Source organism: Microlunatus antarcticus (genome assembly GCF_014193425.1).
Lineage (GTDB): Bacteria > Actinomycetota > Actinomycetes > Propionibacteriales > Propionibacteriaceae > Microlunatus > Microlunatus antarcticus.
The window spans coordinates 1,392,769-1,418,744 of sequence record NZ_JACHZG010000001.1 but is presented as its reverse complement, the minus strand read 5'-3'; the positions used below and the strand labels follow the sequence as shown (position 1 = coordinate 1,418,744).

Sequence of the window (25,976 nt, the reverse complement as noted above, 5' to 3'; positions counted from 1 at the left end):
TTGCGCAGCTTGGCGCTTTGCCGGTTCTAGGGTTCCGGCATGACCTCACCTGCACGATCTACGGGTCGAGTCGCCCTGGTGACGGGCGCCAGTCGCCGCTCCGCTATCGGGGCGGCGATCGTGCGACGTCTCGCCGCTGACGGCGTCGCCGTTCTCGTGCACTCCTGGGCCGCGGCCGACGGGGACCGTGCCGATCCTGGCGGGGTGGAGCAACTGGTCGACGAGTTCCGCGCTGAGGGCGCAAACCTCGTCCACATCAGCGCAGATGTCGCGGACCCCGAGACCCCAGCACGTCTTGTCGCTGCGGCCCGAGAGTCGTTCGGGCGCCTCGATGTCGTGATCGCCAACCACGCACGTAGTGCGAGGCAATCGCTCGAGGAGATCACCGCCGCCGAGCTCGACCTCACCTACGCCGTCAACACCCGCGCCACGCTGTTGCTCGTGCAGGAGTTCGCCGCCCAGTACGCGGCAGGTCCTGGAGGCCGGATCGTGCTGTTCACCTCCGGGCAGTACCACGGCGTGATGCCGGCCGAGCTGCCGTACATCGCGTCCAAGGCAGCGCTGCGGGAATTGACACCGACACTCGCCGCTCACCTCATCGCGCGCGGGATCACGGTCAACTGCGTCAACCCTGGACCGAACAACACCGGCTACGCCGACGCCGCCGCCTGGGCATGGGTGGCAGAGCGCAACCCCGGAGGGCGAGCAAGCACCCCGCAAGACATCGCCCGACTCGTCGGCTGGTTGGTCAGCGACGAAGCCGAATGGGTGACAGGTCAGGTCATCGCGTCCGACGGCGGCTGGTCCCTGTTAGGCGCCTGAGTCCACCCGCCAAGTACCGCCTCGGCGTGTCGCGTCGAGCCGTCCACTGTGCGGCGGCAATACCGCACGCAGGGCTTGCGCGCTAAGTGCAACGGTAGGTTGCCGCCCGGACGCGACGGCAGTTTGTCCCGAGACTCGGCGTCTAGCGAACGTTGTCGGAGTTCTTGTCGGTGTGCGGGAAGAAGTTGCTACTCGACGCTCGCCGACTGTGGCGAACTCGAGGGAGCGGGGCTTCGCGGTTCACGTACTCCTGCAGTGCCACCACTTCCGTGTTCCGGCGGCCGCGCGGTGCTGGCCTTCAGCCTGAGCGCACCCCGATCGGTGAACGATAGGCTCTCGAAGCCAAGTTCTTCGGCCGGCAGAGCTACCTGGCGGAGGTGCTGGCGCGCGGTCACAGACCCATGGTGCACCCCTGCACGGGCTCGTACACCACTGCCGTCAGTATGCCCGGCTGCGTGCCCTTGGCGCGGGGGTGGGCTTGCGTGCTCCGCACGACGGTCGGCTTGCGTGCTCCGCACGACGGTCGGGTTGCGCGTCTCGAGCCCGAGTAGAGAACCGTCTTCGTTGCTCGCCTCGGTGCTGTTACTCCGGGCTGACGAGTGCGGGGTCGGGCGTGAGCAGTTGGTACAGGGTGCAGTCCTGCCAGGTGCCGGCGATCTTGAGGTAGTTCTGGGCATTGCCGTAGGCGACAAAGCCCAGCCTGTTCAGTACCTGCTGGGACCGCTCGTTCTTGGGAAGTGTCTCGGCTTGGATGCGGTGTAGCCGTAGCTCGTGGAAGGCCAGGTCCACGGCTTCGTGGAGGGCCGTCGTAGCCAGGCCTTTGCCTTGTTCTTCTTCGGCGATCCAGTAGCCGACGCTGCACGACTGGAATGAGCCGCGGATGATCGACTGCAGGGTGATCGTCCCTGCCACGCGGCCGGCGTCCTGGATCACGAGCGGCACGCTCAACTGCTGGTCGTAGTCCTGCAAGGCCTTGGCGGCGACCTGCTGCTGAGCACGTTCGGTGAAGTACTCGTCGCGTCGAGCCGGCTGCCACGGCTCGAGGAAGGCGCGGTTATCCCTGAGCAGCCGAGCAAGCACGGGGGCGTCCTCAAGGGTGAGCAGGCGAGTAACAGGCATCACGCCAGTCTGCGGGAGGACTAGGGACGATCGGCTTGCGTGCTCCGCACAACGTCGAACCGGACGCTGCCACGGAGTCCCTGTTAGCGTCCCTGAATGGGTCAGGCAGCCTTCTCCTGGCGAAACGCTTACCGGCGGGCGGTGCCGATGTGGCACCTGGTGACAGACCGCGATGGCGCGGTGGTCGAGTCTTTGCGCGGTCACCGTGTGGGCGATGTGATCGACGTACCTAAGTGGGGCTGCCTCGTCACGATCTGTCGTGGACTCCGTGTCGGGGTCGTCGCGGTAACCGACGCCGGCGCCATCTTTCCTGTCACGCCCGAGGACGACGAGGCTTCCTGGGCGGTGGACCCCGCACGCAGTGGTGACCGCTTCGCGCTGACCCGTGTTGGGCTCGACGGATCACGCCGTACGGCGGCCTGGACGATCGGCGGCGAACTAGACACAGACCCGCCCAACGCGCCCCCCGACGCAACGCCTACCCCTATTCGCCGAGTCGGGTGGCCAACGCGCGGGGGGACGTTCGAAGGCCTGCTGGCCACACCAACTGGCCGGGGGCCTCACCCGCTCGTCGTCTACCTCCACGGAGGCCCCTGGTTCGGGCTGAGGGTAGGTGAGGTCGGGGACTCAGCGTTCTGGACGAAGCACGGCGCCGCGCTGTTGCAGTCCGACTATGCAGGCAGCGGGATCCTCGGCGAGAAGATGATGTGGGAACCGCTGCGCTCCGTCGGGATGCCCGAGCGGGACCTCGACGCCGACGGGGTGCTCGACGGCGTTGATCAGCTGGTAACAGCAGGCATCGCCGATCCTGCTCGCCTCTATGTCTACGGGTTCAGCGCCGGCGGCTACCTGGTGAACCGGATCGTCACCCGCCAACACCCCTTCGCTGCCGCAGCCTGCTGGGACGGCCCCGCCGACGTCCGCACCTTCACCGGCAACACCCGACACATCCAGATCTTCTTCCGCGGCTGCACGCCCGAAGCCCGCCCTGACCTGTGGGACGGCGCTTCACCCATGAGCCGCCCCGAAGCGGTCACGACACCCCTCACCATCATCAGCGGCGGACAGTCCAACGTCCGAGCCGACTCTGCAGCATGGCACGCAGCACTAACCCGGGCTGGGGTGGACAGCGACCTGGTCGTCTACCCCGACGAGGACCATCTCTTCAGCTCGCCCGCACACCTAGCGGCATTGAAGCGGTTGGCAAGATCCTGGGGGCTCCCCTGAAGTAGCCCGACCTCGGAACCGCAGGACCACGGGCCTTCCCACACGACGGCGTTCTGCGTGCTCCGCACGACGGTCGGCTCCCGCGCGCCTCACGAGCGCTGTCGGCGTGCGTGTGCGGAGCAAATCTCAGTTGTTGACCTTGACCCACAGCGGTTTGCGCGCGCCGACCGGCTGAGGGTGGAAGTTTGTGGTGGCCTCCACTAGCCAAAGCAGACGGTGGCCGAACAGAGCGCCGTAACGTGCGCTGTCGACGGCGTAGTTGAGGAGTCGGTCTGCGGCATAGCTCTCGGCCTCACTGAACTGCTCGAAGTCGTGGACGGCGACGGCAACGCCTCGGTCGGCGGCCGGAGACCAGCCAAAATCACCATGAGCGAAGTCGGACAGGCACTCGTCCAGCGCCGGGTAGTTGTGCCCGAAGTAGTCAGGGAAGTCCAGCTGAGCGGCGATGGATCGGAACAGGTCGGCGTCGTCTGACCAGCTCGCAGCGGGCAGGTGGATGACCTGGTAGCCGAGGCCGGCGAGCTGACCGACCAGTGCGGATAGTCGCTGTGGCGTTACCAGGTTGATCGGCCCGTTCTGCAGCAGCAGGAAGTCCAGCGGATGCGTAAGCTCCGCGTCGAGCTCGAAGGCGACCACCTCACTATCGGATCACGGGCTCAGCGACGCAGCAAAGGTTGATAGGCGTAACAGAGCGAGTGCCAGCAACGCAGCAGTAGGTGTTGGTGGTCGGTCGCTGCGTGTGCTCCGTATGACGGCCGGCTTACGTGGCCTCGGGCGCCATCGAGCCGCGCGTCCTCACGGCTTGGCTCGGCGTCCTGCGCGCGACCGCCGACCGTGGGAGTGTCGTGGTCTCACCCTGACTTGGAGCCGCCGTGCCGCCCCGTGACGTCCCCCTCGACCAGCCCCTCTACGGGGCGACGCTTCCCCAGGCGATCAGCCGGTTCTGGCGGAAGTACGCCACCTTCTCGGGTCGTGCCGGGCGGGCGGAGTACTGGTGGTGGGCGCTGACCTCGATCGTGGTCTCGTTCGTCCTAGAGGGAGTCCGCTTCGCCCGACTCGGCGGGCTCGAGGCCTACTTCTCCACGCCGCTGCTCTCGCTACGCCCGACCTCGCTGCCCTGGCTGATGTGGACGGCGGCCACGGTCGTACCTGCGGCGGCGCTGGGCGTCCGGCGGCTCCACGACATCAACCGCACCGGCTGGTGGCAGCTGTTGACGCTCGCGGTCTTCGTCGCCTCGGAGGTGCAGGTCCGGTTCGTGCCCCAGACCCTCGCCGAGATGGCCCGCCCCGCGCCCCTGGCGCCGAGCGACGCCGCGCTCAAAGCGGGTGCGATGATCGTCTCGGCGATCGGGTCGGTGGTGCTGATCATCTTCGACGTCTCGGCGCCGGTGCCCGCCGGCCAGCGGTTCGACCACGCCGCCACCGGCTGAGACCTCCACGCCCCCGCGGCCGGGTGAGCGACCTCCCGATGCCCCCGCGGGTCCTCGACCTGCTGCGCCGACCGGCGGGCCCCGAACTGGCGCTCACGACGACAACTACTGGCGACGCCTTGCTCCCGCCCAACTCGCCTTCCTCGGCCAGTACCTCGAAATCTGACGTGAACTTGATTCTTGGTCGACCTACCGCTTACAGCGCAGCCCGCTGTCCCGGTAAACGTCCCCTTACGGAGTCAGCCGGCGCCCGCAGGACGGACGGCTTACGGCACGTCTACCGACCTCGGTGAACTAGTTGCAGACGGACACCGCGACGCGACTACCGAATGCCCAACGAGGCTGATTGCTTGGCACATCGGATGGCGAGTGTTCCGGTCGGCCTTAAGAATGGGGACTCGTTGCGGCAGTTCCACGGTTGGGTCGTGCCACCGGAAAGCGACCCGCTGTGGCCGGTCGACCTCGACGACGTGAGGCTTCCGCCGATGGAGGGCGAGGACGGGCCACTCCTGCAGGAGTTGTTCGACGACCTCGCCGACTTCTGCACGCACTTTGGTGTGCCACAGTCCGCCGACGCGGTGAGCACATTCCTCGCCCTACCCGAAGGGCGCGACTACGACTCCAAGCTACTGCTCGGAATTGGCTCAACGGTGATTTGGCAGGTGCCCTCGACTGCATCACGGGCTATCCAACGATCACGGAATAGACCGTCGGCCTCCTCGTGGTTGCCGACCGGCGCCGGGGCATCGCGCGATCCGTCCTTGACTGACTGGGAACCACCGCCGCCAACCATGGCGCAGCCACGCTTCAAAATGTGATCCGAGCGGCCAGCAGTGAAGGCCTCGCCACCGCCCGAGCTCTCGGCTACGAGCCGGAGATCCGCCCGAGCACGACTGCTGAATGCATAGTCATGGCTCGATCGACCACCTGCTAACACCTTTGACAGATCTGCCGCACCCGCCCACGTCTCGATCCCATGGCGCCGTCGCAGAACGGTCCGCCTCCGCACACCTTCGTCCCGCCAATCGGTCGCTATGCTGATCGTCGTCCCTGGGCGTTCAATTAGAGCGGAGAAGCGTGACGAAGTATCTCGACTACTTTCCACCCCCCTTCCTGGAGGACATGGTGCGAGGTCGTTGCATCCCGTTCATCGGGGCTGGCTTCTCGCTGAACGCGCAATTGCCGCCAGGAGTGCTCATGCCTGACTGGGACGGAGTCGGCCGACGAGCTGCTGAAGCCCTGAGGGATTACAGCTACACGACCGCAATCGAGGCTCTATCTACGTACGAGCATGAATTCTCTCGAGTCAAGCTGACCGAGTTCCTCGTCGAGGCCTTGAATGCGTCCGTGATACAGCCTGGCTCCGCACATGACGCTTTCTGTGCCATACCATTCGATCGCGCGATCACGACTAATTGGGACTTCTTGCTTGAAACGAGCTACGCTCGAGCCGGTAAGTACTGTATGCCGATTGTATCCGAGGATCAGCTGGCGGTCCAAGGCGACAGGGCGTGGGTGCGGTTATTGAAGTTGCACGGGGATCTTAATCATCCTAATCGGATCATCGCAACGGAGGAGGACTACGACGGCTTCCTCACGCGGTATCCCTTGTTGGCCACCTACCTATCAAGCATGCTCATTGACAACACTGCATTCTTCATTGGATACAGCCTCGATGATCCAGACCTGCGCCAGATCTGGCAACTGATCAAGGACAGGCTAGGTGGTCTCCGACGTCCAGCCTACGTACTGCAAATCGGCGCTTCACCACAGGCAATGGCTAGGTTCGAGCGCAGAGGCGTAAAAGTCATTAACCTCCCCAAATCAGATCAATCTTATTCGCAGACACTGACGACCGCCTTGAGCGAGCTAAGAGACTACTGGACGGCAAGCCTACCGTTGATTAGCACTTCCGCAGATCCCGAGTCGCAAGCCGAGCTTTCGCTTCCCAACTTCGCTAAAAATAGACTAGCATTTTTCGCGGTGCCGACCGCTCTGGCTAGTTTCTACAAGCAGCAAGTTTACCCAGTGGCTAGGCGCCAGGGGTTTACTCCCGTGATGGCGATAGATGTGGCAACCGTGGGTGAGAATATTGTTGCCAAGGTGCAAGCGCTACTCGAGAAGAGTGCCGTTACAATTGCCGATTTAGGGACCGCCAACACAATCTACGAGCTCGGCTTGGCTAAGCTTACCTCTGCGGGACCGATCATCGTGGTAACCACCGACTCGTCGACGGTACCGATAGAAGTGCCGGAACTGCAACGTGTCGTCCGGCCACTGGTACTCGATGACCAAGGTATAGACCCCTTGAGCCTCGGCTTTGTCGAGGCTTTATCAGCACGGTTGGCGGCTGCATTCTTGACAATCTCCCCGACGCTCACGAGTGAGCCCCAGCGACTGCTCGATCAAAGTGAATTCCGCGCCGCAATCATGTCGGCCTTCTCACTCCTTGAACACGAGCTGGCGCAGGCGATCGAAAGGCTAGACATACCGCTACAGCGGCACAGAGCAGGACCAGTGAGCTTTCGGGAAATGCTCAACGCGCTGAGACCCTTTCTGGCCGATGATCTAATCCAGCGATTGCTAGATCACGCATCTGTAAGGAACCGCGTCGCACATTCTGCAGTCGACGTTACTCGACAAACAGCTTTCGCAATCGTAGAAGACGTCGCCACCGCGGTGGCACAGCTTGAGCTCGCCCGCGACCGGTGATTACCTCAAAGTATCGCCAACCAACCACCGCAGCGGACGTGCGGCTATTCGACCCCGACACTTTCGAGATTTGGATTGGCGGGCACTTCATATCAAGAAAGGACTTGCAAATACGATCTACGCCCTAGGGATGAAGTCGAAAGAATGGGTGGCGCCTAATGGATCTCAGCCAACCTGTAGTTGACGGAGCCGAGCGTCCGGGGTCGCGACGGTACGGCTCTGGTCTTGTAGTTCAAGCGTGCCCCGCACGACGGTCCAGCTCACGCCTCCGCATGATGGTCGGCTCGCTGATACTCGTTCGCGGATGGGAAGAAAAACGACAAGCCATCACCTGAGGCCCAGCAGCGCGGTCGGACATTAGGTGAAGAGATGAGATCAAGCATCGAGCCTCGTCCACCGCTCGAATTCTGCAGCTTGCGACTCCAGCTCCACGTACAGGGACTTCTTCCCCAGCAGGTCGCGGCGCCAGGCGATGAAAAGGCCATAGTTCTGAGCCGTCGCCACCACACGCCCGCCGTACAGCTCGTACAGCGTTCTGGCGTCGTAGATGTCGAGCTTGATCCCGGTACAGAGCGTCTCAAGCAGGCCTAGGTACTCCAATACCCGCCCCAGGGTGCGCTGCTCCCGGCCGGCAATGAACTCGTTGACCATCGACTCGACCGCGCCGCGGTCGAAGTCCTCGGGCAAGGCCTCCCAGTTGCTATAGCGGTAGTCGAGCGTGCTCCTCGCGAACTCCAGGGTTGCTTGTCGTCGACCGCGACTTCGCTCCTCGTCCCGTCGGGCGATCTCATCGAGATCCGCCTGCGCCCTCGCCCTACTCGTAGCCCGCGATTGGTTCATCTCGATCCCAATAAATCCGAGAGTGATGATCACGCCCGCGGCCTGCACGCCGCTCGCAAGCGCTTGATAGCCGTCAGGACCCAGGAACGGGATCGGAACTACCAGCAGCAGGATCATCGCGAGCAGCAGAGAGCCGGCAAGCGCGACGACTTGCTTTCTCGCCACATCACTCCATCTTTACGTCGACGCGCGTCCTCGGCGGATAGCGGCTTGTTCGCAATTGCTCGAACGCCAGTAACGTCTGTCCACGAGGCCCAGCCTCGAACTGATTCTGACACTCTCGGCTAGAGAATATGCTCATGAGAGGTCGGGTGCCCGAGTTCTCATCAAAGCGAACGACGGTGCTTGGTCCCGTGGCGTCCGATTCTGTCGCGGCGAAGGCCCCGAGCGTCGCTCGATCGCAACGCCGACGAGACCAGGTGCTCTCGCAGGACCGTGGCCTGTGAGTGAAGTACGACAGGGCGCCGCTGCTGGCAGGTGCTCCGACGGTCGGGCCCCACATGCTCCGCACAAGGGGTGGGGTTTGGCGTGCTCCGCACGGGGGTCGGCTACCGAGAACGAGCGGCACCGCTCGCTTCAACCGAGAGCGGCCCTCATCACCGCACGAAGCCGAATCGGCACATCATCTCGTTGTGGGTCGAGCAAGGCACCGGCCGGCTCAGGTCGCCGGACGACGGATAGACCCTCGAGTTCATCCAGAACATGCCGAGGACGGCAAGGAGGAGCACCGCCGCGATCAGCCAGTAGCCGACGCGCCGCACAGGACCACCCGCTGAGCGGAGCACGACGCGACTGTACGACTTACGCATCCTTCTTGGGTCGCAGTTGATGGTCGGCTTGTGCAGCCGCGAAGGCTCGGAGCTCTTGGAGCATGATGAGCCATGCCGAGCGAGCAACTCGTCCGCGTTGGTTCTGCCAGACCGATCCGCCGCTGGGCTGACCCCGTGCTCCACGAACCCATGCCTCCAGTTGTCGAGTTCGACCACGCGCTGCAGTCACTCCTCGCTGACATGTTCTCGACTAACACGGCCGCAGCCGGGGCTGGGCTGGCCGCTCCCCCAGTCGGTGTCTGGCTTGCCGCGTTCGTCTACGACTGCGTCGACGAGAACTTCGAACGCTAGATCGGCGTCGTCTGCAACCCGTCGACAGAGGTGGACGGTGGTCCTCACCGCCGGCTGGAGACGTGGGAGGAAGGCTGTCTGTCGCTGCCCGGTGGATACGCCGAGCTAGCCCGACCGGCCGTAGCGGTGTGCCGAGGCCAGGACCAGTACGGCGATCCCATCGAGGTACGAGGGACCGGGTTGCTCGCGCGTTGCCTCCAGCACGAGACCGACCACCTCAACGGGATCGTGTTCGGTGACCGACTATCGAGCAGGAGGCGCCGTGGCCTCTACGAGAACCACCGGCTCGCGGCACACCGATACCCACTCAGCTGGCCGGCGTCGAGGGACGACGATCTCCGGTAGGCAGCCATTCGCAGTTGACGGTCGGCTTCCGTGCTCCGCACGAGGGTCGGCTGCCGCAGTCAGTCGGGACCCTAGGACGGACGAGTTCCGGTGCCGCTGCCAACGAGCGCCGATACTCTCCAAGCGTGGGAGACGCGGGAGTCACACAGACACTGAAACGCAAGCGAGTGGTCAGGATCGCCACTATCGTGATGGCAGTTGTCGGCGCTGGATTGGTGATCCTCGCCGTGTACAACGTCACGGAGCGCCACTGGACCAGCATGGCTGGCAACCTCCCTACCGCCGTCGGCATGGGCCTTAGCCTCATCGCGCTGCGTCTCCTCAGCAAGCAACGAGCTGGTCAGTCTCGCCCGTCCTGACCGCAGTGCCGCTTCAAAGGCTTTGAGGAGGAGTTGTCTGGGGTGCTCCGCACGACGGTCGGCTTGTGCGTGCTCCGCACGACGGTCGGCTTGTGCGTGCTCCGCACGACGGTCGGCTTACGGCGACGACGGCGTCCGCGGGACGGACGGCTTGCGGTAGGGCCGCTACAGCGCCGACGTGGCGCAGGTCTTCAAGGAGACGGACTGTCGCGTAGCAGTTGAGGGACGCTTTGGGCATGAGTGATGACCGAACCTGGACGTGGACGCCGCAGGTCGAGGCGGGGCAGGTGGTCGCTACCTTGCGCAAGCCGCCTGTCTGGCAGGTACTGCACGACATGACGGCATTTCTTGAGCTGTCGTTCCAGATGCCGATTGTTGTCCGGCACCCGGAGGGTGACGGCGACTTCTACACGTTCTTGGCTGTGCCGAGAGCGTTAGGCCGCACCTTGATCCCGTCCATAACTCGACGTCCCCGCAAGAGGTCGTTGCATGTGGGACTGGCTGCAATGATCACGGGTGTGCCTGTGCTTCGCGCCATTCCGGAAGTTGGAGAACCGTACGACGACCCCTCTGAGGACTTACTGTTCATACTCCTCGAGGACATCGAAGCTGGCCATGGGACGTTCCTGATCCTCGAACGGAGCTCCGACGGTGCGGGTCAGACCTATGCCCAAGCCGAGCGACGGCCGGACGGGTCCTACACAGTGGAGCACCGTGAGGGCGACGCAGAGCACCACTTCGGCACCGCGGTCGTTGACATGCGAGCCGCTCACCGCCTCCTCACCGGGTGGGCCTTCGAGCTGGGCGATTGGGACGCGGGCACCAGATGGACTCAGGTCACGGTCTGAGCAAGCGACTTGGTCGAGGTCTGGAGTCGTCTACTCGCGTGCTCCGGACGACGGTCGTGCCCTGTGCCGCAGGCTGTACTTTCGGAAGTCCGTGAACAGGTAGGGGCCTTAGCGTTGGCCGCAACAAGCCCCTAATTGGATGGTGACACTGCATGACAGCCAAAGGTGAGGGTCGCCCCTATAGGACCCTGATCGGTGAGGAAGATCCGCTGAGGGAACTCGTGCTCTACCGCACGCCCCGGCGCTGGCAGTACGCGATCTACACGAAGGGTGGGGTGACCGATGGTCACCTTCTCGGAACACCTCTTGCCGCCGATGAAGGCGAAGCGCAAGCGGCCCTGGTGAGCTTGATCGAGCAATTGAGTGGCAGAACTGTCGCGGTCGTCTGGCGTGCGACCCAACCCGACTGGTGGGCTGGCGAAGCCAGCTACGCGCCGTCAGGCTTCACGCCTGGTTAGTCGCTACCTCGGACACGGGCAGGAGGGAGAGCGCGTTCCTCGTACGACGGCTCAGCTCACGGCTTCCCCTACGCCGACCTTGCAAGCGTTCTCGCGCCGTGGTGGGGACCGGTGTCAGCGGTCTCTCGGAAGAGTGAGGTGCCCGAGCAACGCGAGCCCTCCACGCTAGCGGCCGGCTCCCCACGGCGGGTCTCCAGCAGCATCCTGACCGAAGACGCCTATCGCATTACAAGCGACGCCCTGTCGAAGCAAAGCGTCCGTATTCCACTCGTCCGCATGGCGGGCAGAAGCGACGAGGTGACTGTATGAACGGCCTTTCCATGTCGCCGGCTGCTCGAGGCGGAGCAGCAGAGCCGGCGGCGCACTGTCGTTCCAGGGCTCGACAGCGCGGATCACGGCGTGGAACTGCTCCCGCCCGTCCTGGTCGGCGAGTTCCCAGGGGTCAGATACGACCAACACGGCTGGGAGCCCCACGAGCCGAGTCCACGAGACGTCGAGGCCCGAGTCGGGGTCGGGTGCGGGTTCCTCATCCTCGGGTCCGACCATTGCCCTCATTAGGCCATGATCCGACAAGTCAGGTATGCAGGCGCTTCAGCCGGGGACGAGGACCATCCTGACCCACCGGGTGCCAGGTCCTCGGCCGCAGAGGTCAATCAACAGGCCAAAGCGCTCGTAGTAAGTGCTTCGCACGACGGTCGGCTTGTGGCGTGCTCCGCATGGCGGTCGGCTTGTGGGGTGCTCCGCACGGCGGTCGGCTTGTGGCGTGCTCCGCACGGCGGTCGGCTTGTGGCGTGCTCCGCACGGCGGTCGGCTTGTGGCGTGCTCCGCACGGCGGTCGGCTTGTGGGGTGCTCCGCACGACGGTCGCGGTGCGACTACGTTCAGGAGAATGCTTCGACTGATCAGACCGAGGAAGCAGGCGATGCCTTGGCCCTGAAGAACGACTACGCCCTTCACCTCGATCCGGTCTGGCGCGAGCGAGCGAACTACATCCTCAACGCCGAGCTGGCCGGAGAGGATTTCCCGAAGCACTTCGAGCAGCTCTGGACCCGGCGGGTCGGCGACAACGCGTTCGAGATCTGCTGCATCCCCCTTCTTCCTCTACGACTTGGCCCTGGGCGACATCGTCAGTAGCCGCGCGGACGGCTCAGGTCTCGTCGACCGTGTGGTGGAGCCCTCCGGCCGCTACGTCTTCCGCGCGTATTTCGATGGTCCCGAAGCACTGCTGGAAGAGGTCGCTGGCTGGATCGAGCTACGAGGCGGGCTTGTCGAGAGGTGGTCGCATCACATGATCGCGATCGACGCGTGGGATGAGGTCGAGGCCCAACACGTTGCGGACTATCTCGCTGGCCTGGAGGCTCGAGGACGCCTGGTGTACGAGACGGGGCGCAGCTAGGAATCGCAGGGCGCACCGAGCCGCCGCGCAAATGACGTCGACCGCTTGCCTGAGGCTGCACGACGGGCCTCGGGTGCTCCGCACGAGAGTTGGGCGTCGCACTTCGAGCAAGCGCCGACTCGAGGTGAGAGTTGACACGCAGGAGACGGACGGCTCATGGGACCTGTTCGAGGGCGAGGTTCGGCGCTCCTGCAAGGGCAGATCGTAAGTTGAGAGCATGCGGCTCTGGTGGCGTCAGGACCTGTCCTGCTGACGACGGGAGCCGCGATGGTCGCTGAGGACCTTGAGCGTTATGGCGAGTCGGCGACAGCAGCCTGGGTGCTGACGTGTTCCGAAGAAGAGCTGGTACGCGTCTGCACCGTGGCCGACTGGCTCCTGTACAACGGCCCTGCCCGAGCCTCGGGCGCGAGCATGTTGATCGCGAAGGCGTGTGCCCTCGCTGCCGTCTACGTCCACGAAGGCCGACCGCGTGACCTCGCGCGTTCGCGACGAGCGCCGGTGACTGGCCCTCCGCCTGACAGCAGCTGGCGCCGGCCAGACCCGCGACTCCACGAGGCAGTCGCCCTCGACTACGGGGTGGGTGCAGACGCACGTGCGTACTGGGGATCGATCACGAAAACGGCCAGCGTTGCTCAGCGTCAAACTGCTCCCCCTAGGACACAAGAACCAGCCCAGAAGCCACCCCGCATCCGCAACCCTCGCAGCCATCCTGGCCAAGTCGTTCGACTCGATCATGGCGGGCAAGCTCTCCACCTCCGGCTTCGTTCGACGAGCCCACGGACTCTTCACCATCACGCTCAACGAAGATGCCACGGGTTTGCTGGCGCTGTCGACAACCACCTACAGAAGCGGCGAGCGGGTCTTCGTCACGCCCAACGTTGGCGTCGTGCACCGAGAGATCGCTCAGGTGATGAGCGCGCTGGCCCCGGAATCGACACCTCAGCGCTACAACCAGGCCACGCTCAGCACCTCGTTGACCGCATTGGTTCCCGGTGCCTCCTCGCGCGACTGGATCTTCGAGAAGGGCTCTGACTTCGAGCCCAGAACCCGGGCACTAGACACACTCGTCCGCGACTACGCCTTGCCCTTCATGCACCGGTACGAGGACTTGAGCCAGATCATCGTGGGACTTCGGCAGAAGCTGGGCGGGCCACCAAGCGACTCGCAATCGCTCTTCTACTTCACGGCGACTACAAGTTGCACTGAGCGAGCTCGACGTCTTCGCCGCTTCGATCGCCGACCGCACGGATCCAGCTGCCAACGACTTCCGCGGCTTCAACCAAGCCTTCCGGCGCTACACAGCGGTCCAGGCGACGGGTCCCGCATGACGGTCGGCTTGCGTGCTCCGCACGACGGTCGACTTGCGGAGCTTGACCGCTGCCGTCGCGGTCAAGGTCGAACGGTGCGATGCTCGGAACGTGAAGAGCTGGCGCCACATCTTGACAACAGCCGCCTTCGTCACGTTCTTAACCGGCTTGGCGCTGGTCCTCGCCGCTAGGGACCACGTGGCTGCCGCGATAGCAAGCGCGCCGAATGGGGACTGCTACTTCGATCAGTCCTGTGACCTATTGCCCGGAGTCGTGCTCGGCCAGCATCTAGTTCGCGTCGGGTGGGTCTTGGTCGGTACGACCGCAGTGTTCGCTACGACGGCAACCCTGGCGAGGAGCAGGCCGTCGGCCCGGCGCTCGGAACTGTGACGCCCTCTCTTGCCCTTCGGCGCTCCCGTGCTTGCGTGCCTCTGGACGACGGCACTCCGCCCCACGGGTCGGGTTGCGTGCTCCGCACGACGGTCGGGTTGCGTGCTCCGCACGACGGTCGGGTTGCGTGCTCCGCACGACGGTCGGGTTGCGTGCTCCGCACGACGGTCGGCTTGCGTGCTCCGCACGACGGTCGGGTTGCGTGCTCCGCACGACGGTCGGGTTGCGTGCTCCGCACGACGGTCGGGTTGCGTGCTCCGCACGACGGTCGGGTTGCGTGCTCCGCACGACGGTCGGGTTGCGTGCTCCGCACGACGGTCGGGTTGCGTGCTCCGCACGACGGTCGGCTTCCGTGCTCCGCACGAGGATCGGCTGACGTTGATGCCGATCAGCGCTTCGCAAGGCCCCGAGCTGGTGCGCACCTCGACGACAACGAAGTGATTCCGATCAGGCACAAGCGAGGCCGAAGAGCCCGAGCCAGCCCACGATTAGGGTCGTGGCTCAACGCCCTTCTCTTCGCCCCGAGTGGACGGGGACCCCGCCGTCGGCGACGTCACCTCCGCCGAGCAGCAGCACACGCCGTAGCGCACTGCTTGCACTAGCCGTCGTCCTCGGCTGGATCGTTCTGGTCGTTGGCGGGCTGGCTCTTTTCGGACAAGTTGCTGGCGAGCCGTACGGACGCACCTACGTCGAACGGCGAGCAGACGGCTACCACCTCGGCGTGCGCAACTGTGAACCCACAGCGATCTCGTCGGTCGAGGTGTCCCTCTACGACGAGGAATCGTCGACCCCGCCACCGCCGATCTGGACGACCTCGACCACGTCTGACGGCTTGCGGACTCTGAAACTTTTCGACGAGAACCCAGGCTTCAAGACTCAGGCAGTCCGGCCGTCCTACCCGGCCACGACCTACGTCATCCTCGCTAACCCAGCCAGTGCTTACTCCTACCTGACCACCGACCTCAGCGCTCTGAAGCTCGGCCAAGTCGACTACGGAGGGCCGAGAACAGTCACGCTCGAGGCTTACGAACGGCTCTCCAACTCGAAGTTCGGCTGCGGCTGAGCAGTCTTGCTTGACAGCCGGCTTGCCCTCTCCGCACGACGGTCGGCCTGCGTGCTCCGCACGACGGTCGGCCTGCGTGCTCCGCACGACGGTCGGCTTCCGTGCTCCGCACGACGGTCGGCTTGCGGGCTCCGCGCGACGGTCGGGTTGCGGGCAAAGCTGCTTCGCAGGACGGACGGCTTACGGCACGTCCTCGGCCGCCCTCGCTGGATCGTCAGCGTGCCAGATTTCGCAGTTCCCACGCCCAGATTGGTGCCGGGCAATGAGCGTTCAGGACAGCGTGATCCCGTGTGCCAGGTCTCGCCTACGTGCGCGAGGCCGACCGTTGCGAGGGCGACTCCGCCCAACTTCTCTTTGGCGCCCGTAGGACGATGAGCCCGATGGCGCCGGCGGCGACGGCGTAGGCACCGGTCGACACTCCTACGCGGACCCGGGAGGCGGCGACGCACGGCTCCCAGAAACGGTAGAGCTCGCTGTCATGGTCACCAGGCATCACCGACCCAGCGGCGCCGCTCAGCGGGCACTCCAACACCGCTCCGTCCGCTTCGTGCCAGCTGGTCGGGACGAACAAGAAGAGCGCCGGGACGAGGAACACGACCACCGAGACGATCGAAAGCACCCATCGCAAGTTGTCGAGCTGCCGCCGACGACTCGCTGCGACTGCCACGACGAGAGCGGCGACAGCGATCGCTGACGGGACCAACCAGAGGAGCAGGACGCTCCAGAGGCTCGGGTCCGGCGGAAAGCCTGGGGCATCCATGTCAGATCGGATCGGCTGAGGTCACGACGGGATCGTAGGGCGGGTGTCGGTGCTCTCCGCACGGGGTTGGCTGAGGACGCGCGCAAGAGTCGCTTCGCGGGCCCGGAACGACAGTCTGTTCTGCGCATCAAACCCGGCGTTACGCTCAATCATGAGTGTTTCCATCGAGTCCGATGTTGCTGAGGGATCTCGGGTGGACCTCTTTGCGGTTTGCTCTCTAGCGGTTGGCCTACTGGCTCTTGCATCCATGATCGGCCTCGGGTAGGGCGTACCGGCCGCCTTCGCTGTTGGCGCTGGGCACGTTGCTCTCAGCCGCGATCGGGGCCATCCGCGGCGAGGGCGGGGATTGGCCATGGCCGGACTGATCCTCGGGTACGGCGTCTCGATCTGGGCCTTGGCGCTGATCGTCGGCGACCTCTTCACGGTGGCCTACCCCGCCTGACGAGCCTTCTGCATGTCCTCATCCGTCGCCGGTCGGGTCCTTGCAGAGGGGTTGGCTTGCGTGCACCGCTCGACGGACGGTCACCGTGCTCCGCACGACGGTCGGTCAGCGTGCTCCGCACGACGGTCGGCTTGCGTGCGTTCCGCTGCCGTGGTGCTGCGTATCTGCGGTCGGAGCGAGCGGAGGTTGGCTGGTCCTAGGTTCAGAGCGTGGTAGCGGTCCGGGCGCGTGCGTGGTGGCTGGACGCTCCGCATGGGCGAGCCCTGCGGCGTCCCTGGTCGATCGTGCGGCGTGGACTGGGATGTGGCGTTGTCGGAGGAGCGGTACTCGGCGCAAAGCTGCAGGCCGGCGACAGCGCCTATCGGTCCTGGGCGACGGTCGGCTTCGCCGCTCTGGTCGGCGCGCTCGTCGCCCTGCCGGCAGCTCTGGCCGCGGTGATCGTCTACCAGGCCGTCGAGGGCAAGGGGCTGCGCTTAGCGTGGTTGGCGGGGAGCCTGGCGTCTGCACTCGCCGTCGTAGGAGTCGCACTGGTGCTCGGAATGTCCGACGCCCTCGCTCCCGTGGTCCTTGCAACTGCGGCTTTCGTGATCGCGTTCATGTTCGCCCCGATCGTCACGACCCGACGGGACCCGACCGCACGGCCCGATGGGTAGCCGCACACGTCAGCGTTTGACGTCCCGTAAGAGGGTCAGCTTGCGCGCTCCGCACGGTGGTCGGGTTCCGGCACGAACGTCGGCAGCTCTAATCAGGACCTGCGGGGGCGTGCACGCGACGCAGGGCCGTGGGGTCGACCAGCTGCTGGCGGGACTGTTGGACAGCCTGAAAGAGGGCTTGCGGCCAATGTCGAGCTAGTGCTCCTCTCGACGACGGAACTGCTGTCATAGTCGCGGGATGGTCGCGCCAGCAGCTCGAGCTGTGGCGGCGAGGCAGGCGAACTCCGCGTCGGCCCTCGCCTCTGCTGCCTTCGACGCCTCACCATTGGTTAGGCGAGAGGTGGCAGCGAACCCTGGCACTGAGGCCGACGTGCTCCTGGTCCTCGCAGGAGACCGGGACTGGCGTACCCGTGCTGCTGTCGCCGCTCGTCGGGACGCGCCGACTGCAGCACACCTCATGTTGATCAACGACCGGGCCTGGCAGGTGATCTACACCCTCGGCGACAACGCGGCAGTCGACCTCGAGGTGTGGCGCGCGGTGGCCACCGAGGGGTCGAAGGACCTGCGCGCCTACCTCGCAGGACAGCCGTTCCTCCCGCTGGAGATCGCGCGGCTCATGCTAGACGCAACAGAGACTGAAGTGCGTCGGACATTGGCCTCGCAGTCACCTCACCGTGAGGTGCTCGACGTCCTCCTCGACGATCCGAGTCCAGTCGTACGCTGCGACGCCCTCCGCAACAGCCTGGTGTCCCACGCCGATACTGATAAGGCCGTTCACGACCGCGACCCTGTCGTGCGAGGGGTCGCGGTCAGCCACCTCCCCGTGTGTGCAGCCGACCTGGACAGGCTAATCAAAGACCGCTCCGAGTTCGTCCGCAGCGAGGCACGAGCGCGAAGGTCGAGCAGCACGACGGGCCCGGACGGGCGCCTTCAGGAACCATTCGAGGAGCTGAGCGAGGAGGACGCGCTGGTCGAGTCCCTCGCCGAGTCCATCGCCGAGACCCTGCGGTTGGAGTCGGGTTTGCCGCAGACCCCGTCTGAGGTGGCGCACTGGCCCGCGACGCCGCGAAAGCCGATCATGAAATGGTTCAAGCTGTTCTCTCAGTTTCGCCCCGCGACCGACGAGATCCCCGACCACGTCGTACGGCTGTGGAAGATCGCCCACACGGTGGATCGCGACCCTGACTGGATCGCGTGGTGGGAACCAGCGCCCTACCGGGCCCTCGACCTCTCCCTCGGCGCCTTCGGGCCGCCAGGAAACTGGCCCGACGCCGAAGGAGACACGCTGTACGCATCGATCGCTGGCGACATGACCGACGAGGCCGAAGCCGCGATGGAGGCGATGACGGAGGACGCGGCCAACCGCTTCTTCTGCGTATGGACCTACCGGCACCTCGCGGTGACCCTCAGATCCGTCGCCAGCCAGTGCGGACTTTCGCTGCCACCGGCGCTGCCCAAACTGCTCTAGCGAGTCGCTCAGAGTGCTCCACACGAGGGTCGACTTAAGCCGCGTGCGCCCCTGATCACCCGCAGCAGCCCGGGTCGCCGGCGATGAGTCCGTAGATGACGATCGACGCGACCATTAGCAGGCCGAAGATCGCGCAGATAATACCGAGCACGATGAAGATACGGCCAACGGGCGTGACGTAGCCGAGTCGCGACTCCCGGCTCGACCGCCACGTCGGCTCGGGCGGCGGGCTCATGCGGAGGTGAAGGCGGTCGTTGTCAGGACCACGCCCCTGCCGGCTGGACGCGACCATGGCTCGCACGCTACGCCCAGACGGGGCCGCGCGAACCCAGTTAACGTCCGTCTTTCCTGCCATTGACAACCCGCCCGCGATCAAGGGGCGCTGCTCCAGCCCGCCGATTATGACGGCCACTCTCTCCGTCTGAGGAGGTGCCGCGTGCTTCGTACGACGGTCGGCTTGCGCGCTCCGCACAAGCGTCGGACGGCAGGGGGCAGAGCGGTATCGGGTCTCAGGACCAGACGGGTTGAGACCGCGCCGCAGCAGCGACGGCGAGGGCGCCGTCGATCTCGGTGGTGGTGGGTTCGATGTCGAGCTTCAACCACTGGCAGACGATCTTGAGGGGTCCTGCCGGAGGCAGCGGCCACAGCCAGTAGTCACGGTCCACCGACCGATCACTTCCACCGCCGCCCCCACCGGACAGCACTGGGTGATCTGGGACGCGCTCCAAGCCGCCGTCAACCCACGGATCGACGTTCGTGGCACGTCGCCCGTCGGCGAACTCTAAGCCCCACTTGAACCGGTCTCGGCGCCAGTCGCTGTCCAGATCATGGCGGTACGGCCCGTCGAAGACCTCGTCGTTCAGGTTGAAGCCCCGCACGAGTGCACGTGTCCGAACGGCGAGGTTCATCGCCAACCCCATCGGGAACGCCCGGATGCCCGTGAGCATCACCACCGCCTGCTCCGACCTCCCGAGGATCAGCTCCACCGGCACCACACCTGGGAGCACGTCTTCCGGCGGGTTCAGCCAGACCGGCTGGGGCGACTCCTCGAGCTCGGACTCGTCCGGCTCGTCTGCTTCGGGGAAGAAGTCGCTCACCACGTCATCATCGGCGTTCGCACTTGGATGTGCGCCACCGACCCCGAGCCGCAAGGGCTAAGGCATCGACCGGTTGCCCGCACTGATCGCCGATCCGGCTAAGTGCTGCGCAGAGGACACGGACCCCTCCCCCGCCTGAGTGGTTGGCCCGCACGCTCCGCACGACGGTCGGGCTGCGTGCTCCGAGACGGTGGGAATACGGCGACGACGGCCTCCGCAGGACGGACGTCTTGCGGTACCGCCGCCGCAGGACATGTCGGAGTCGGTCAGGCAGCGCCTTGTCTCCCGGCGCTGGCCTGCTTGACGTTCCCTACGTAGGGCACCGTCAGCTGGTCAGGGCTCGAGTCACTTCGGCTACCGGATTGGCTAGGTCGCGGCTGATGGACTTTCGGCAGGACCCTGATCGTTAAGAGGCGTGTTGGTTGCCTGAGCTGTCTCCAATGGCGGCTGTAGTAGGTCATGCCAGGCCCAGTGACGTTCGGCGAAGTCGAGCGCGACCGTTGACCCGCAGCGAGGGCACGCATGCGCACTCAGCCGGACCTCGACGAGGCCGGCGCGCGCATCGTCGGAGTCGTTGGACCCGAACCTGCCCAAGAGGCACATTAACTTAGCGCGTGCGGACCGGTGACGCCAGCAGGACGATCGCGCGGGTTTACGACCCTCCGGTAGTAGTGGGCTGAGGCTCCCATGGCAGTGGCCGCGTGCGCAGGGCGGTCGGCTTGCGTGTGCTCCGTGCGCGAACCGGGGGTAAGCCGCGCCAGCAACCAGTCACTCCTTGGCGGCCACCCGCGTGCCCAGATTCTGGGAGATCCGCAGCAGGTAGCCGTCGGGATCTTGGACGGCGAACTGGCGGACCCCGATCGCATCGTCCGTCCGTCGGTACCAGCGTTCCTCTAGCGGCAGCGACAGGTGGTGCCCCGCGGCAATAACCGCCGCGTGCAGGCCCTGGACGTCGTCAACGTCGAGGGTGAGGTTGATACCCCGCCCGTAGGGATGGACGAGTTCGGCCTGCGGGTACAGCCGGTCGTGGGTGTGCGGTTGCTCCAGCATCAGGTGCGCGTCAGCGCGGGTGAGATAGGCGAACCGCTCCGCGGGGCGCTCGTACTCGATGCTGAAGCCCAGGAGGCGGTAGAACGCCAGGCTCGAGGACAGGTTGGAGCAGATTAGTTCTGGCAGCAGGCGCGACACAGACCAACCTTGCTCCCCCTGCGCTTCCTGCTTCAGCGGCCGGCGTCTTCGTGCCGCCTGAACGGCACCCGCGTGCGCCCTCCGCATGGGCTGGCGGTGCGCTCCGCATGGCGGTCGGCTTGCGGATCAGCGGCCGTACTTCAGACTCGAGTGTGTGATCGCGTCGCCTATCGACCCTCGGGACCAGACCAGCGAGGTCGATGATCCTGCCTACCGCGCCTACTTCTGGGACAGCCCCGGGGCCTGCGACGAATGGGAACTCACCAGAGCGGACCTCGACGAGGTACTGGACTGGGTGCGAGCCAACAGCAACGGCCGGCCGCACAGTCTGTGGGTGGTGGTGCGTAGCGACCAAGATGTCGAGCTCATCCGGCTCCGGGGCGTCGATCCGCCCGCCGACCCAAGCACCTGGCCGGCCTGGGCCAAGGAAGCGAAGGTCTGACCCCGCGTATGCCTTGGTAGAGGGTCGTCCTGCGTGCTCCGCAAGACGGTCGTTCTGCGTGCGTCCCCACACCAACTGATCCCGCAACATTGGGACCCCTCAAGAGCTCCAAGGGTCGAGGCCGCGCTGCCAGCGCTCCAGCCAAGGCAGAATCGCGACGAGATCGTCTGTGTCAACAGCTGATGTTGCGGCCGCGCGAGCAGCTGGTCCAGCGTTAAGGGCGAGGGAGTTCGGAAGCGCCCGGAAGAGAGGGATGTCAGACCGGCTGTCTCCGATCGCGCAGCACCTCGTAACCGGAACCTGTCGTTCGGCGGCCAGCTGCAGCGCTCGATCGCGCTTGTCGAACTCATCGAAGTGCTCGGCGACGGTGCCGTCGTAAACGGACTGGCTGCTGCCCACTCGAGGGCCGCCGTTGGTGGTGAAGCCGTAGCGCCGGGCTAGCGACTGGCCCACGGGCTGCCAAGCGAGCGAGGCCAGTACGGGTTCGAGGCGGTGCGACTGGCACCAAGAGAGCACAGGTTCGACGCCCGCGATCACGGGCAGCTCGTCGAGCCAACGCTCGATAGTCGTCGCTTCGGCCCCTCGCCACCCGGCGGCATCGATCTCGCTGACCCTCTTGTTGGTCAACTCGCCGTGCGCGTAGCGGTCTTCTGCCTCATCAAGGTCACGCTGGTTTCCGAGACGGCCGGCGAGGAAGCTGCTGGTAGACCCAGACGGTGTGAGCGTCCCATCTATGTCGAAGAACACGATGCCCCTGAGGTCCACGGCCCGAGCATAAGTCGGTCGACTCCTGACCATCGGCGTCGAGTTCAGGAGATGAGCCAGTGTTCTGCGGCCTCGTTCGATCGTCTCCGCGGGGGCAGTTAGCCCGCCGAACGGTCGGCTTGCGGGCGCCGAAGTCCGCGCCGGCTGACTCGATTCCCTACAGTTCGAAACATGGAGGTGCTGCTTGTCGATCTCGATGACACGCTGGTTCCTGATCAGACTGCACGAGACGAAGCCATGCAGGCAACGCTCACCGCTTTCGGGTCTTCAACCGAACTCTCGGCGGTGTGGGCAGTCGTCCGTGAGGAGTGGCGTGCAAGCGGGTTGAGGTCCATTCCTGCGCTCGCAGGAGTATCTTCCTGGGAAGCGCTGTGGACCGACCTTTCCGCGGACCTAGAGGGCGAGGCCGTACAAGACGGTCATGCTTACCAATCCAGAGTCTGGCAGCGCCTACTGCCCACCGAGGACGTAGCGGTGGTCGCCGAGGCCTTCCGCTCGGCACGCGAGGGTCGAGTCGGCGCGTTCGACTGGGTACCCGAAACGCTGACCACGTGGGCGCAGGCAATGGATCTGTGGTGCGCCACGAACGGGTCCTCGTGGCTGCAGCGTCGCAAGCTCCGGCTCGCTGGACTGCAAGATCGATTTAGCGAGGTCCTGATATCGGGCGAGCTCGGAGTGGAGAAGTCCGATGCCCATTTCCACGCTCAGGTGGCAGCACGATTGAATCAGCGCGGTCGTACACCTATCGGCGTCGCGGGCGACTCTGACGCCTCGGACGGAGCCCTCGCCTCGTTCCTCGGAGTCCGATACCTACGCGTGCGACCAGGCGTGCGCCCTGCGACCGCCTGGTTCGAGCTGCCTTGACCGTCATGCGGCGCGCCTGAGCTTCTGATAGCGCGCTTGAGGCTCACCCGACCCCAGTTTCCAGCAGAGCCGTCTGGACGGATCACCCTCGTAAGCCCCCCGCAGTTCGGTCGGCTGCGTGCTCCGCACGACGGACGTTCTGCGTGCTCCGCACGACGGACGTTCTGCGTGCTCCGCACAACGGACGTTCTTCGTGCTCCGCACGACGGACGTTCTGCGTGCTCCGCACGACGGACGGCTTACGGCAACGAGAGATGCCCGAAGGACGAACGGTGCGATTCTTGGTCGATGGATCCGAGGTATGTCGGCCCGGCCGACCCGTTCGCGCTGCTGCGGGAGTCGCTCGGCCGCCTCGTACTTCCAGCTGCCGAGCAACGACGCCTCTTCGCAGGCGCCGTCGTCACCGACGAACTCGTTCTTGACCTTGACAACGCCGTCGTCTCGATTGACCCACGAGTCGAAGCCGCAGGGGTGGAACTCGACCCAGGTGTCCGCTCGGCTCTCAAGGCTCTCAACGACGCCCTGACGGCACCGTCGGACGACCCGTTCTGGAGAGACGAGGCTTTAGATGCTCACCCTGCCTGGCTTCTAGCACGCGCCTGGGCGACCGACCTCCTGGCCAGGCTGCCAGAGGCGCTCGCTGAATCCGATCAAGGGCCGGTGCCCCTCTCGATTGAACTTATTGAAGGGTTCAGGGGCTAGGAGAACTCCCGCAGAACGGTCGTCTTGCGTGCTCCGCACGAGGGTCGTCTTGCGCCGCTCCGCACGAGGGTCGGCTTGCGCGCTCCGCACGACGGTCGGCTTGCGTGCTCCGCACGACGGTCGGCATGCGCGCTCCACACGACAGCCCGTCAGCCCGGTCGATCCGGGGTAACTGATCGCTCGTCGCAACCGGATAGGTCCTCGATTGAGGTGGCGCAGTCGGCTCTGATGACGCCGAACGTCTCCTTCTCGTATCGGTGCGGACGACGAACGAGATGGGTAGCCCGCCAACGTAGCCGTAGGCACCAGGGGCGTCTTGGCTGGCGGCGAGCCAGACCCGCACGGCACGGGTCTGGTCGGTGTCGATCCAGCTCATGACCTGGTCCATCGCTCTGATCCATTGGCTCCGGGTCTGGCGATGGTAAGTCGAGGTGACGCTGAGGTAGACCTCGGTGGTGTAGCGATCCGTGCCTTGGAACGAGAGCTCTTCGTAGTAGTTCCCGTCGACCTTCTCGCAGCTGCGGATGGTCTGCACCTGCGGGGTGTCACATGTGTAGCCCTGGGCTTGCGCGCTGTCGGAGAGAGCGTCGACCGGCACATCAAGCGTCGTTCTTGATGCGCCCAGCCCGACAGTGGCGCTACCGGCGGCCCGCAGCGTGGCGCCCGACTCGTCCGCCGAGGAGGGCGTGACGGTCTTGATCGTCAGGGTGCCCCACCCGAGATCGGTGATGGAGTCTGCTGTCGCACCGGCCGCTGCGACAGCCTTGTCCTGCTCCTTCTGTGGAAGTGCGATGACTGGCGCCAGGGCACTGACGGCTTGGCGGTATGTCCGTGCTGCTCGTTGTTCGTCGTCAGTCGTAGCGACGGCCAACCGAATTGAGCCCGTGCTGGTATCCAGGACCATGCGGACCCACGACGCCGGCAAGTAGTTGACCCGGCTGCAGGAGCGGGTTGTTGAATTTGCGGTACTGACGACGTCGGAGCAGGAGTAGCCGAGCTTGCGCAGGCTTTCCGTGGCCCGCTGTGCCTGGCCGGGTAGGGCGGCTGCCGTGTCGCTCACCTGTCCGTTGGCGGCGCGCTCGCGCAAAGCGAAAGGGGCGGCCGCAGTCAGGCCCAGAACGAGGACCACGACTCCGAGCGCTAGCGCGGCGGCGCGCAGGACCAGTTGCAACGACGACCGCCGCCACTGCCCATTCTGCCGGCGATCAGCCACTCCTGGACCCACCTTCAACCCCCCAATCGTCCTCGTCAGACCACTTCTGGTTGTGGTGATCATCGCAGCGTGCGCGTGTTCTTGCTGGTGCCTTTGGACGTCCCGCAAGACGTTCGGCTTGCGTGCTCCGCACGACGGTCGGGCTACGGCAAGATCAAGTGCGGAGGGTGCACTGTTGCCTTACGTCGAGTCGCCGAATGACGGCGGTCATGACTTGCTCGACGAGATCCGCGGGGTCCTTCGCAGCATCGAGGATGGCGTCGGCGCTGCCTGCCGCCGCGGACTCGATCGCCTCGTAGAACTCGACGCCCACGCCGAGGTAGCGAGACAGGTAATCCCGCAGCTCACCGGTCGAGGTGTCGTCGAGCCCACCCGTGGCGGGCACGAACTGTCGGAGCAGGCGTCGAGCCAGTGCGGCGTGCAGCGAGAGTTCGAGGTGGACTGCGAAGCCAGTGAGGCGGTCAACGACGGTGCGGGAGCGGCCGAAGGGCTCCTCGACTAGAACTACTTCTGCTCGACCGCCACCGGCCGACCCGGCCCCTCCTGCCACCTCGATCAGCCGCCGCTCTAAAGCAGGGGTGCGCCACTCGTCCGGCAGAGCGCCCCGAGTGAGCCAAGCCCTGATGTCACCGTCGGGAAGGTCCGACTCTGAGGTGAAGTCGTCGAAGTGCACCGTCTCGACCCGAAGGCCTCGTTGTTGCAGCTGAACCGCCAAGCCGTGGAGGAGAGTCGACTTACCGGCGCCGGACGTTCCACTTACGACCACGACGAGCGCGTTCTCGATCTCCACGACAACAGCCTGCCCGACGACGGGCGAGCAGGTCCTGGAAGCTCCCGCACGAAGGTCGGTCAACACTCCCCCGTCGCACCTCGACGTTGCAGCGCTTAGCCGGACCTCTCGTCGACCGGTACCCACTGGGCCGGCGCCGCAGGGCAACGACCGCGA

At 65.3% G+C, this 25,976-nt stretch carries 25 protein-coding genes and 2 pseudogenes; 17 read left to right on the top strand and 10 right to left on the bottom strand.

Annotated features, from left to right (window positions below; all coding sequences use genetic code 11):
• Nucleotides 1–39 precede the first annotated feature (39 nt).
• Nucleotides 40–822, top strand: coding sequence for an SDR family oxidoreductase (locus FHX39_RS06550; protein ID WP_183337320.1), 783 nt, complete (start codon nucleotides 40–42; stop codon nucleotides 820–822).
• Between the two features lie 582 nt (nucleotides 823–1,404).
• Here the strand turns inward: FHX39_RS06550 and FHX39_RS06545 are convergent.
• Complete coding sequence (locus FHX39_RS06545; protein WP_183337319.1) at nucleotides 1,405–1,941, bottom strand: GNAT family N-acetyltransferase; 537 nt, start codon at nucleotides 1,939–1,941, stop codon at nucleotides 1,405–1,407.
• A 96-nt stretch (nucleotides 1,942–2,037) separates the two neighbouring features.
• Between FHX39_RS06545 and FHX39_RS06540 the strand changes: the two genes are divergently transcribed.
• Nucleotides 2,038–3,168 (top strand): alpha/beta hydrolase family protein, encoded by a 1,131-nt coding sequence (locus FHX39_RS06540; protein ID WP_183337318.1) that lies wholly within the window; start codon nucleotides 2,038–2,040, stop codon nucleotides 3,166–3,168.
• Between the two features lie 126 nt (nucleotides 3,169–3,294).
• Here the strand turns inward: FHX39_RS06540 and FHX39_RS21010 are convergent, their stop codons facing one another.
• A complete protein-coding gene (locus FHX39_RS21010; protein WP_183337317.1) occupies nucleotides 3,295–3,804 on the bottom strand; it encodes a barstar family protein in 510 nt (169 codons plus the stop codon).
• 236 nt (nucleotides 3,805–4,040) lie between these two features.
• On the opposite strand from FHX39_RS21010, the gene FHX39_RS06530 reads away from it, so the two are divergent.
• From FHX39_RS06530 to FHX39_RS06520, 3 genes are all read left to right on the top strand, one after another.
• On the top strand, nucleotides 4,041–4,598 hold the full coding sequence (locus FHX39_RS06530; protein WP_183337316.1) for a DUF805 domain-containing protein: 558 nt from the start codon (nucleotides 4,041–4,043) through the stop codon (nucleotides 4,596–4,598).
• 425 nt (nucleotides 4,599–5,023) lie between these two features.
• Nucleotides 5,024–5,416, top strand: coding sequence for a hypothetical protein (locus tag FHX39_RS06525; RefSeq protein WP_183337315.1), 393 nt, complete (start codon nucleotides 5,024–5,026; stop codon nucleotides 5,414–5,416).
• 259 nt (nucleotides 5,417–5,675) lie between these two features.
• The gene (locus tag FHX39_RS06520) at nucleotides 5,676–7,310 is read left to right on the top strand and encodes an SIR2 family protein (protein WP_183337314.1); all 1,635 of its coding nucleotides are present in this window, start codon (nucleotides 5,676–5,678) and stop codon (nucleotides 7,308–7,310) included.
• 375 nt (nucleotides 7,311–7,685) lie between these two features.
• On the opposite strand, the gene FHX39_RS06515 is transcribed toward FHX39_RS06520, so the two are convergent.
• The gene (locus tag FHX39_RS06515; protein ID WP_183337313.1) at nucleotides 7,686–8,267 is read right to left on the bottom strand and encodes a DUF4760 domain-containing protein; all 582 of its coding nucleotides are present in this window, start codon (nucleotides 8,265–8,267) and stop codon (nucleotides 7,686–7,688) included.
• 479 nt (nucleotides 8,268–8,746) lie between these two features.
• Nucleotides 8,747–8,935: a hypothetical protein gene (locus FHX39_RS06510; protein WP_183337312.1), complete on the bottom strand. Its 189-nt coding sequence runs from the start codon at nucleotides 8,933–8,935 to the stop codon at nucleotides 8,747–8,749.
• A 96-nt stretch (nucleotides 8,936–9,031) separates the two neighbouring features.
• Between FHX39_RS06510 and def the strand changes: the two are divergent.
• The 9 genes and pseudogenes from def (at nucleotide 9,032) to FHX39_RS06465 (ending at nucleotide 18,759) form a co-directional block, all read left to right on the top strand.
• A pseudogene (def, locus tag FHX39_RS06505) lies at nucleotides 9,032–9,616 on the top strand (peptide deformylase).
• 595 nt (nucleotides 9,617–10,211) lie between these two features.
• A complete protein-coding gene (locus FHX39_RS21005; protein WP_232530589.1) occupies nucleotides 10,212–10,823 on the top strand; it encodes a hypothetical protein in 612 nt (203 codons plus the stop codon).
• A 152-nt stretch (nucleotides 10,824–10,975) separates the two neighbouring features.
• Complete coding sequence (locus FHX39_RS06495; RefSeq protein WP_183337311.1) at nucleotides 10,976–11,281, top strand: hypothetical protein; 306 nt, start codon at nucleotides 10,976–10,978, stop codon at nucleotides 11,279–11,281.
• A gap of 926 nt (nucleotides 11,282–12,207) precedes the next feature.
• On the top strand, nucleotides 12,208–12,414 hold the full coding sequence (locus tag FHX39_RS06490) for a hypothetical protein (protein WP_183337310.1): 207 nt from the start codon (nucleotides 12,208–12,210) through the stop codon (nucleotides 12,412–12,414).
• Nucleotides 12,389–12,676 (top strand): DUF4265 domain-containing protein, encoded by a 288-nt coding sequence (locus tag FHX39_RS06485; RefSeq protein WP_183337309.1) that lies wholly within the window; start codon nucleotides 12,389–12,391, stop codon nucleotides 12,674–12,676. The genes FHX39_RS06490 and FHX39_RS06485 overlap by 26 nt, the downstream gene beginning before the upstream one ends.
• Nucleotides 12,677–14,869: 2,193 nt before the next feature.
• The gene (locus FHX39_RS06480; RefSeq protein WP_183337308.1) at nucleotides 14,870–15,436 is read left to right on the top strand and encodes a hypothetical protein; all 567 of its coding nucleotides are present in this window, start codon (nucleotides 14,870–14,872) and stop codon (nucleotides 15,434–15,436) included.
• A 1,040-nt stretch (nucleotides 15,437–16,476) separates the two neighbouring features.
• Nucleotides 16,477–16,638 (top strand): annotated as a pseudogene (locus FHX39_RS21710) (DUF4190 domain-containing protein); the annotation flags it as partial.
• Nucleotides 16,639–16,847: 209 nt separating this feature from the next.
• Nucleotides 16,848–17,291 carry a hypothetical protein gene (locus tag FHX39_RS06470; RefSeq protein ID WP_183337307.1) on the top strand — a complete coding sequence of 148 codons (444 nt, stop codon included), beginning with the start codon at nucleotides 16,848–16,850 and terminating at the stop codon, nucleotides 17,289–17,291.
• A 457-nt stretch (nucleotides 17,292–17,748) separates the two neighbouring features.
• Nucleotides 17,749–18,759, top strand: coding sequence for a hypothetical protein (locus FHX39_RS06465; RefSeq protein ID WP_183337306.1), 1,011 nt, complete (start codon nucleotides 17,749–17,751; stop codon nucleotides 18,757–18,759).
• A gap of 55 nt (nucleotides 18,760–18,814) precedes the next feature.
• Here the strand turns inward: FHX39_RS06465 and FHX39_RS06460 are convergent, their stop codons facing one another.
• From FHX39_RS06460 to FHX39_RS06450, 3 genes are all read right to left on the bottom strand, one after another.
• Nucleotides 18,815–19,051: a hypothetical protein gene (locus tag FHX39_RS06460; RefSeq protein ID WP_183337305.1), complete on the bottom strand. Its 237-nt coding sequence runs from the start codon at nucleotides 19,049–19,051 to the stop codon at nucleotides 18,815–18,817.
• A 217-nt stretch (nucleotides 19,052–19,268) separates the two neighbouring features.
• The gene (locus FHX39_RS06455; protein WP_183337304.1) at nucleotides 19,269–19,856 is read right to left on the bottom strand and encodes a hypothetical protein; all 588 of its coding nucleotides are present in this window, start codon (nucleotides 19,854–19,856) and stop codon (nucleotides 19,269–19,271) included.
• A gap of 768 nt (nucleotides 19,857–20,624) precedes the next feature.
• On the bottom strand, nucleotides 20,625–21,044 hold the full coding sequence (locus FHX39_RS06450; RefSeq protein WP_183337303.1) for a bleomycin resistance protein: 420 nt from the start codon (nucleotides 21,042–21,044) through the stop codon (nucleotides 20,625–20,627).
• A gap of 154 nt (nucleotides 21,045–21,198) precedes the next feature.
• Between FHX39_RS06450 and FHX39_RS06445 the strand changes: the two genes are divergently transcribed.
• Nucleotides 21,199–21,486: a hypothetical protein gene (locus FHX39_RS06445; protein WP_183337302.1), complete on the top strand. Its 288-nt coding sequence runs from the start codon at nucleotides 21,199–21,201 to the stop codon at nucleotides 21,484–21,486.
• 99 nt (nucleotides 21,487–21,585) lie between these two features.
• Here FHX39_RS06445 and FHX39_RS06440 read toward each other — a convergent pair whose 3' ends face one another.
• Nucleotides 21,586–22,251: an HAD family hydrolase gene (locus FHX39_RS06440; RefSeq protein WP_198423276.1), complete on the bottom strand. Its 666-nt coding sequence runs from the start codon at nucleotides 22,249–22,251 to the stop codon at nucleotides 21,586–21,588.
• 171 nt (nucleotides 22,252–22,422) lie between these two features.
• On the opposite strand from FHX39_RS06440, the gene FHX39_RS06435 reads away from it, so the two are divergent.
• Nucleotides 22,423–23,115 carry an HAD family hydrolase gene (locus FHX39_RS06435; protein ID WP_183337300.1) on the top strand — a complete coding sequence of 231 codons (693 nt, stop codon included), beginning with the start codon at nucleotides 22,423–22,425 and terminating at the stop codon, nucleotides 23,113–23,115.
• 288 nt (nucleotides 23,116–23,403) lie between these two features.
• Entirely contained in the window at nucleotides 23,404–23,817 is a 414-nt protein-coding gene (locus tag FHX39_RS06430) for a hypothetical protein (protein ID WP_183337299.1), read from the top strand.
• Here the strand turns inward: FHX39_RS06430 and FHX39_RS06425 are convergent.
• Nucleotides 23,807–25,030, bottom strand: coding sequence for a hypothetical protein (locus tag FHX39_RS06425; RefSeq protein WP_183337298.1), 1,224 nt, complete (start codon nucleotides 25,028–25,030; stop codon nucleotides 23,807–23,809). The genes FHX39_RS06430 and FHX39_RS06425 overlap by 11 nt on opposite strands.
• 154 nt (nucleotides 25,031–25,184) lie before the next feature.
• Nucleotides 25,185–25,820: a nucleotide-binding protein gene (locus tag FHX39_RS06420; RefSeq protein WP_183337297.1), complete on the bottom strand. Its 636-nt coding sequence runs from the start codon at nucleotides 25,818–25,820 to the stop codon at nucleotides 25,185–25,187.
• Between the last annotated feature and the right edge of the window lie 156 nt (nucleotides 25,821–25,976).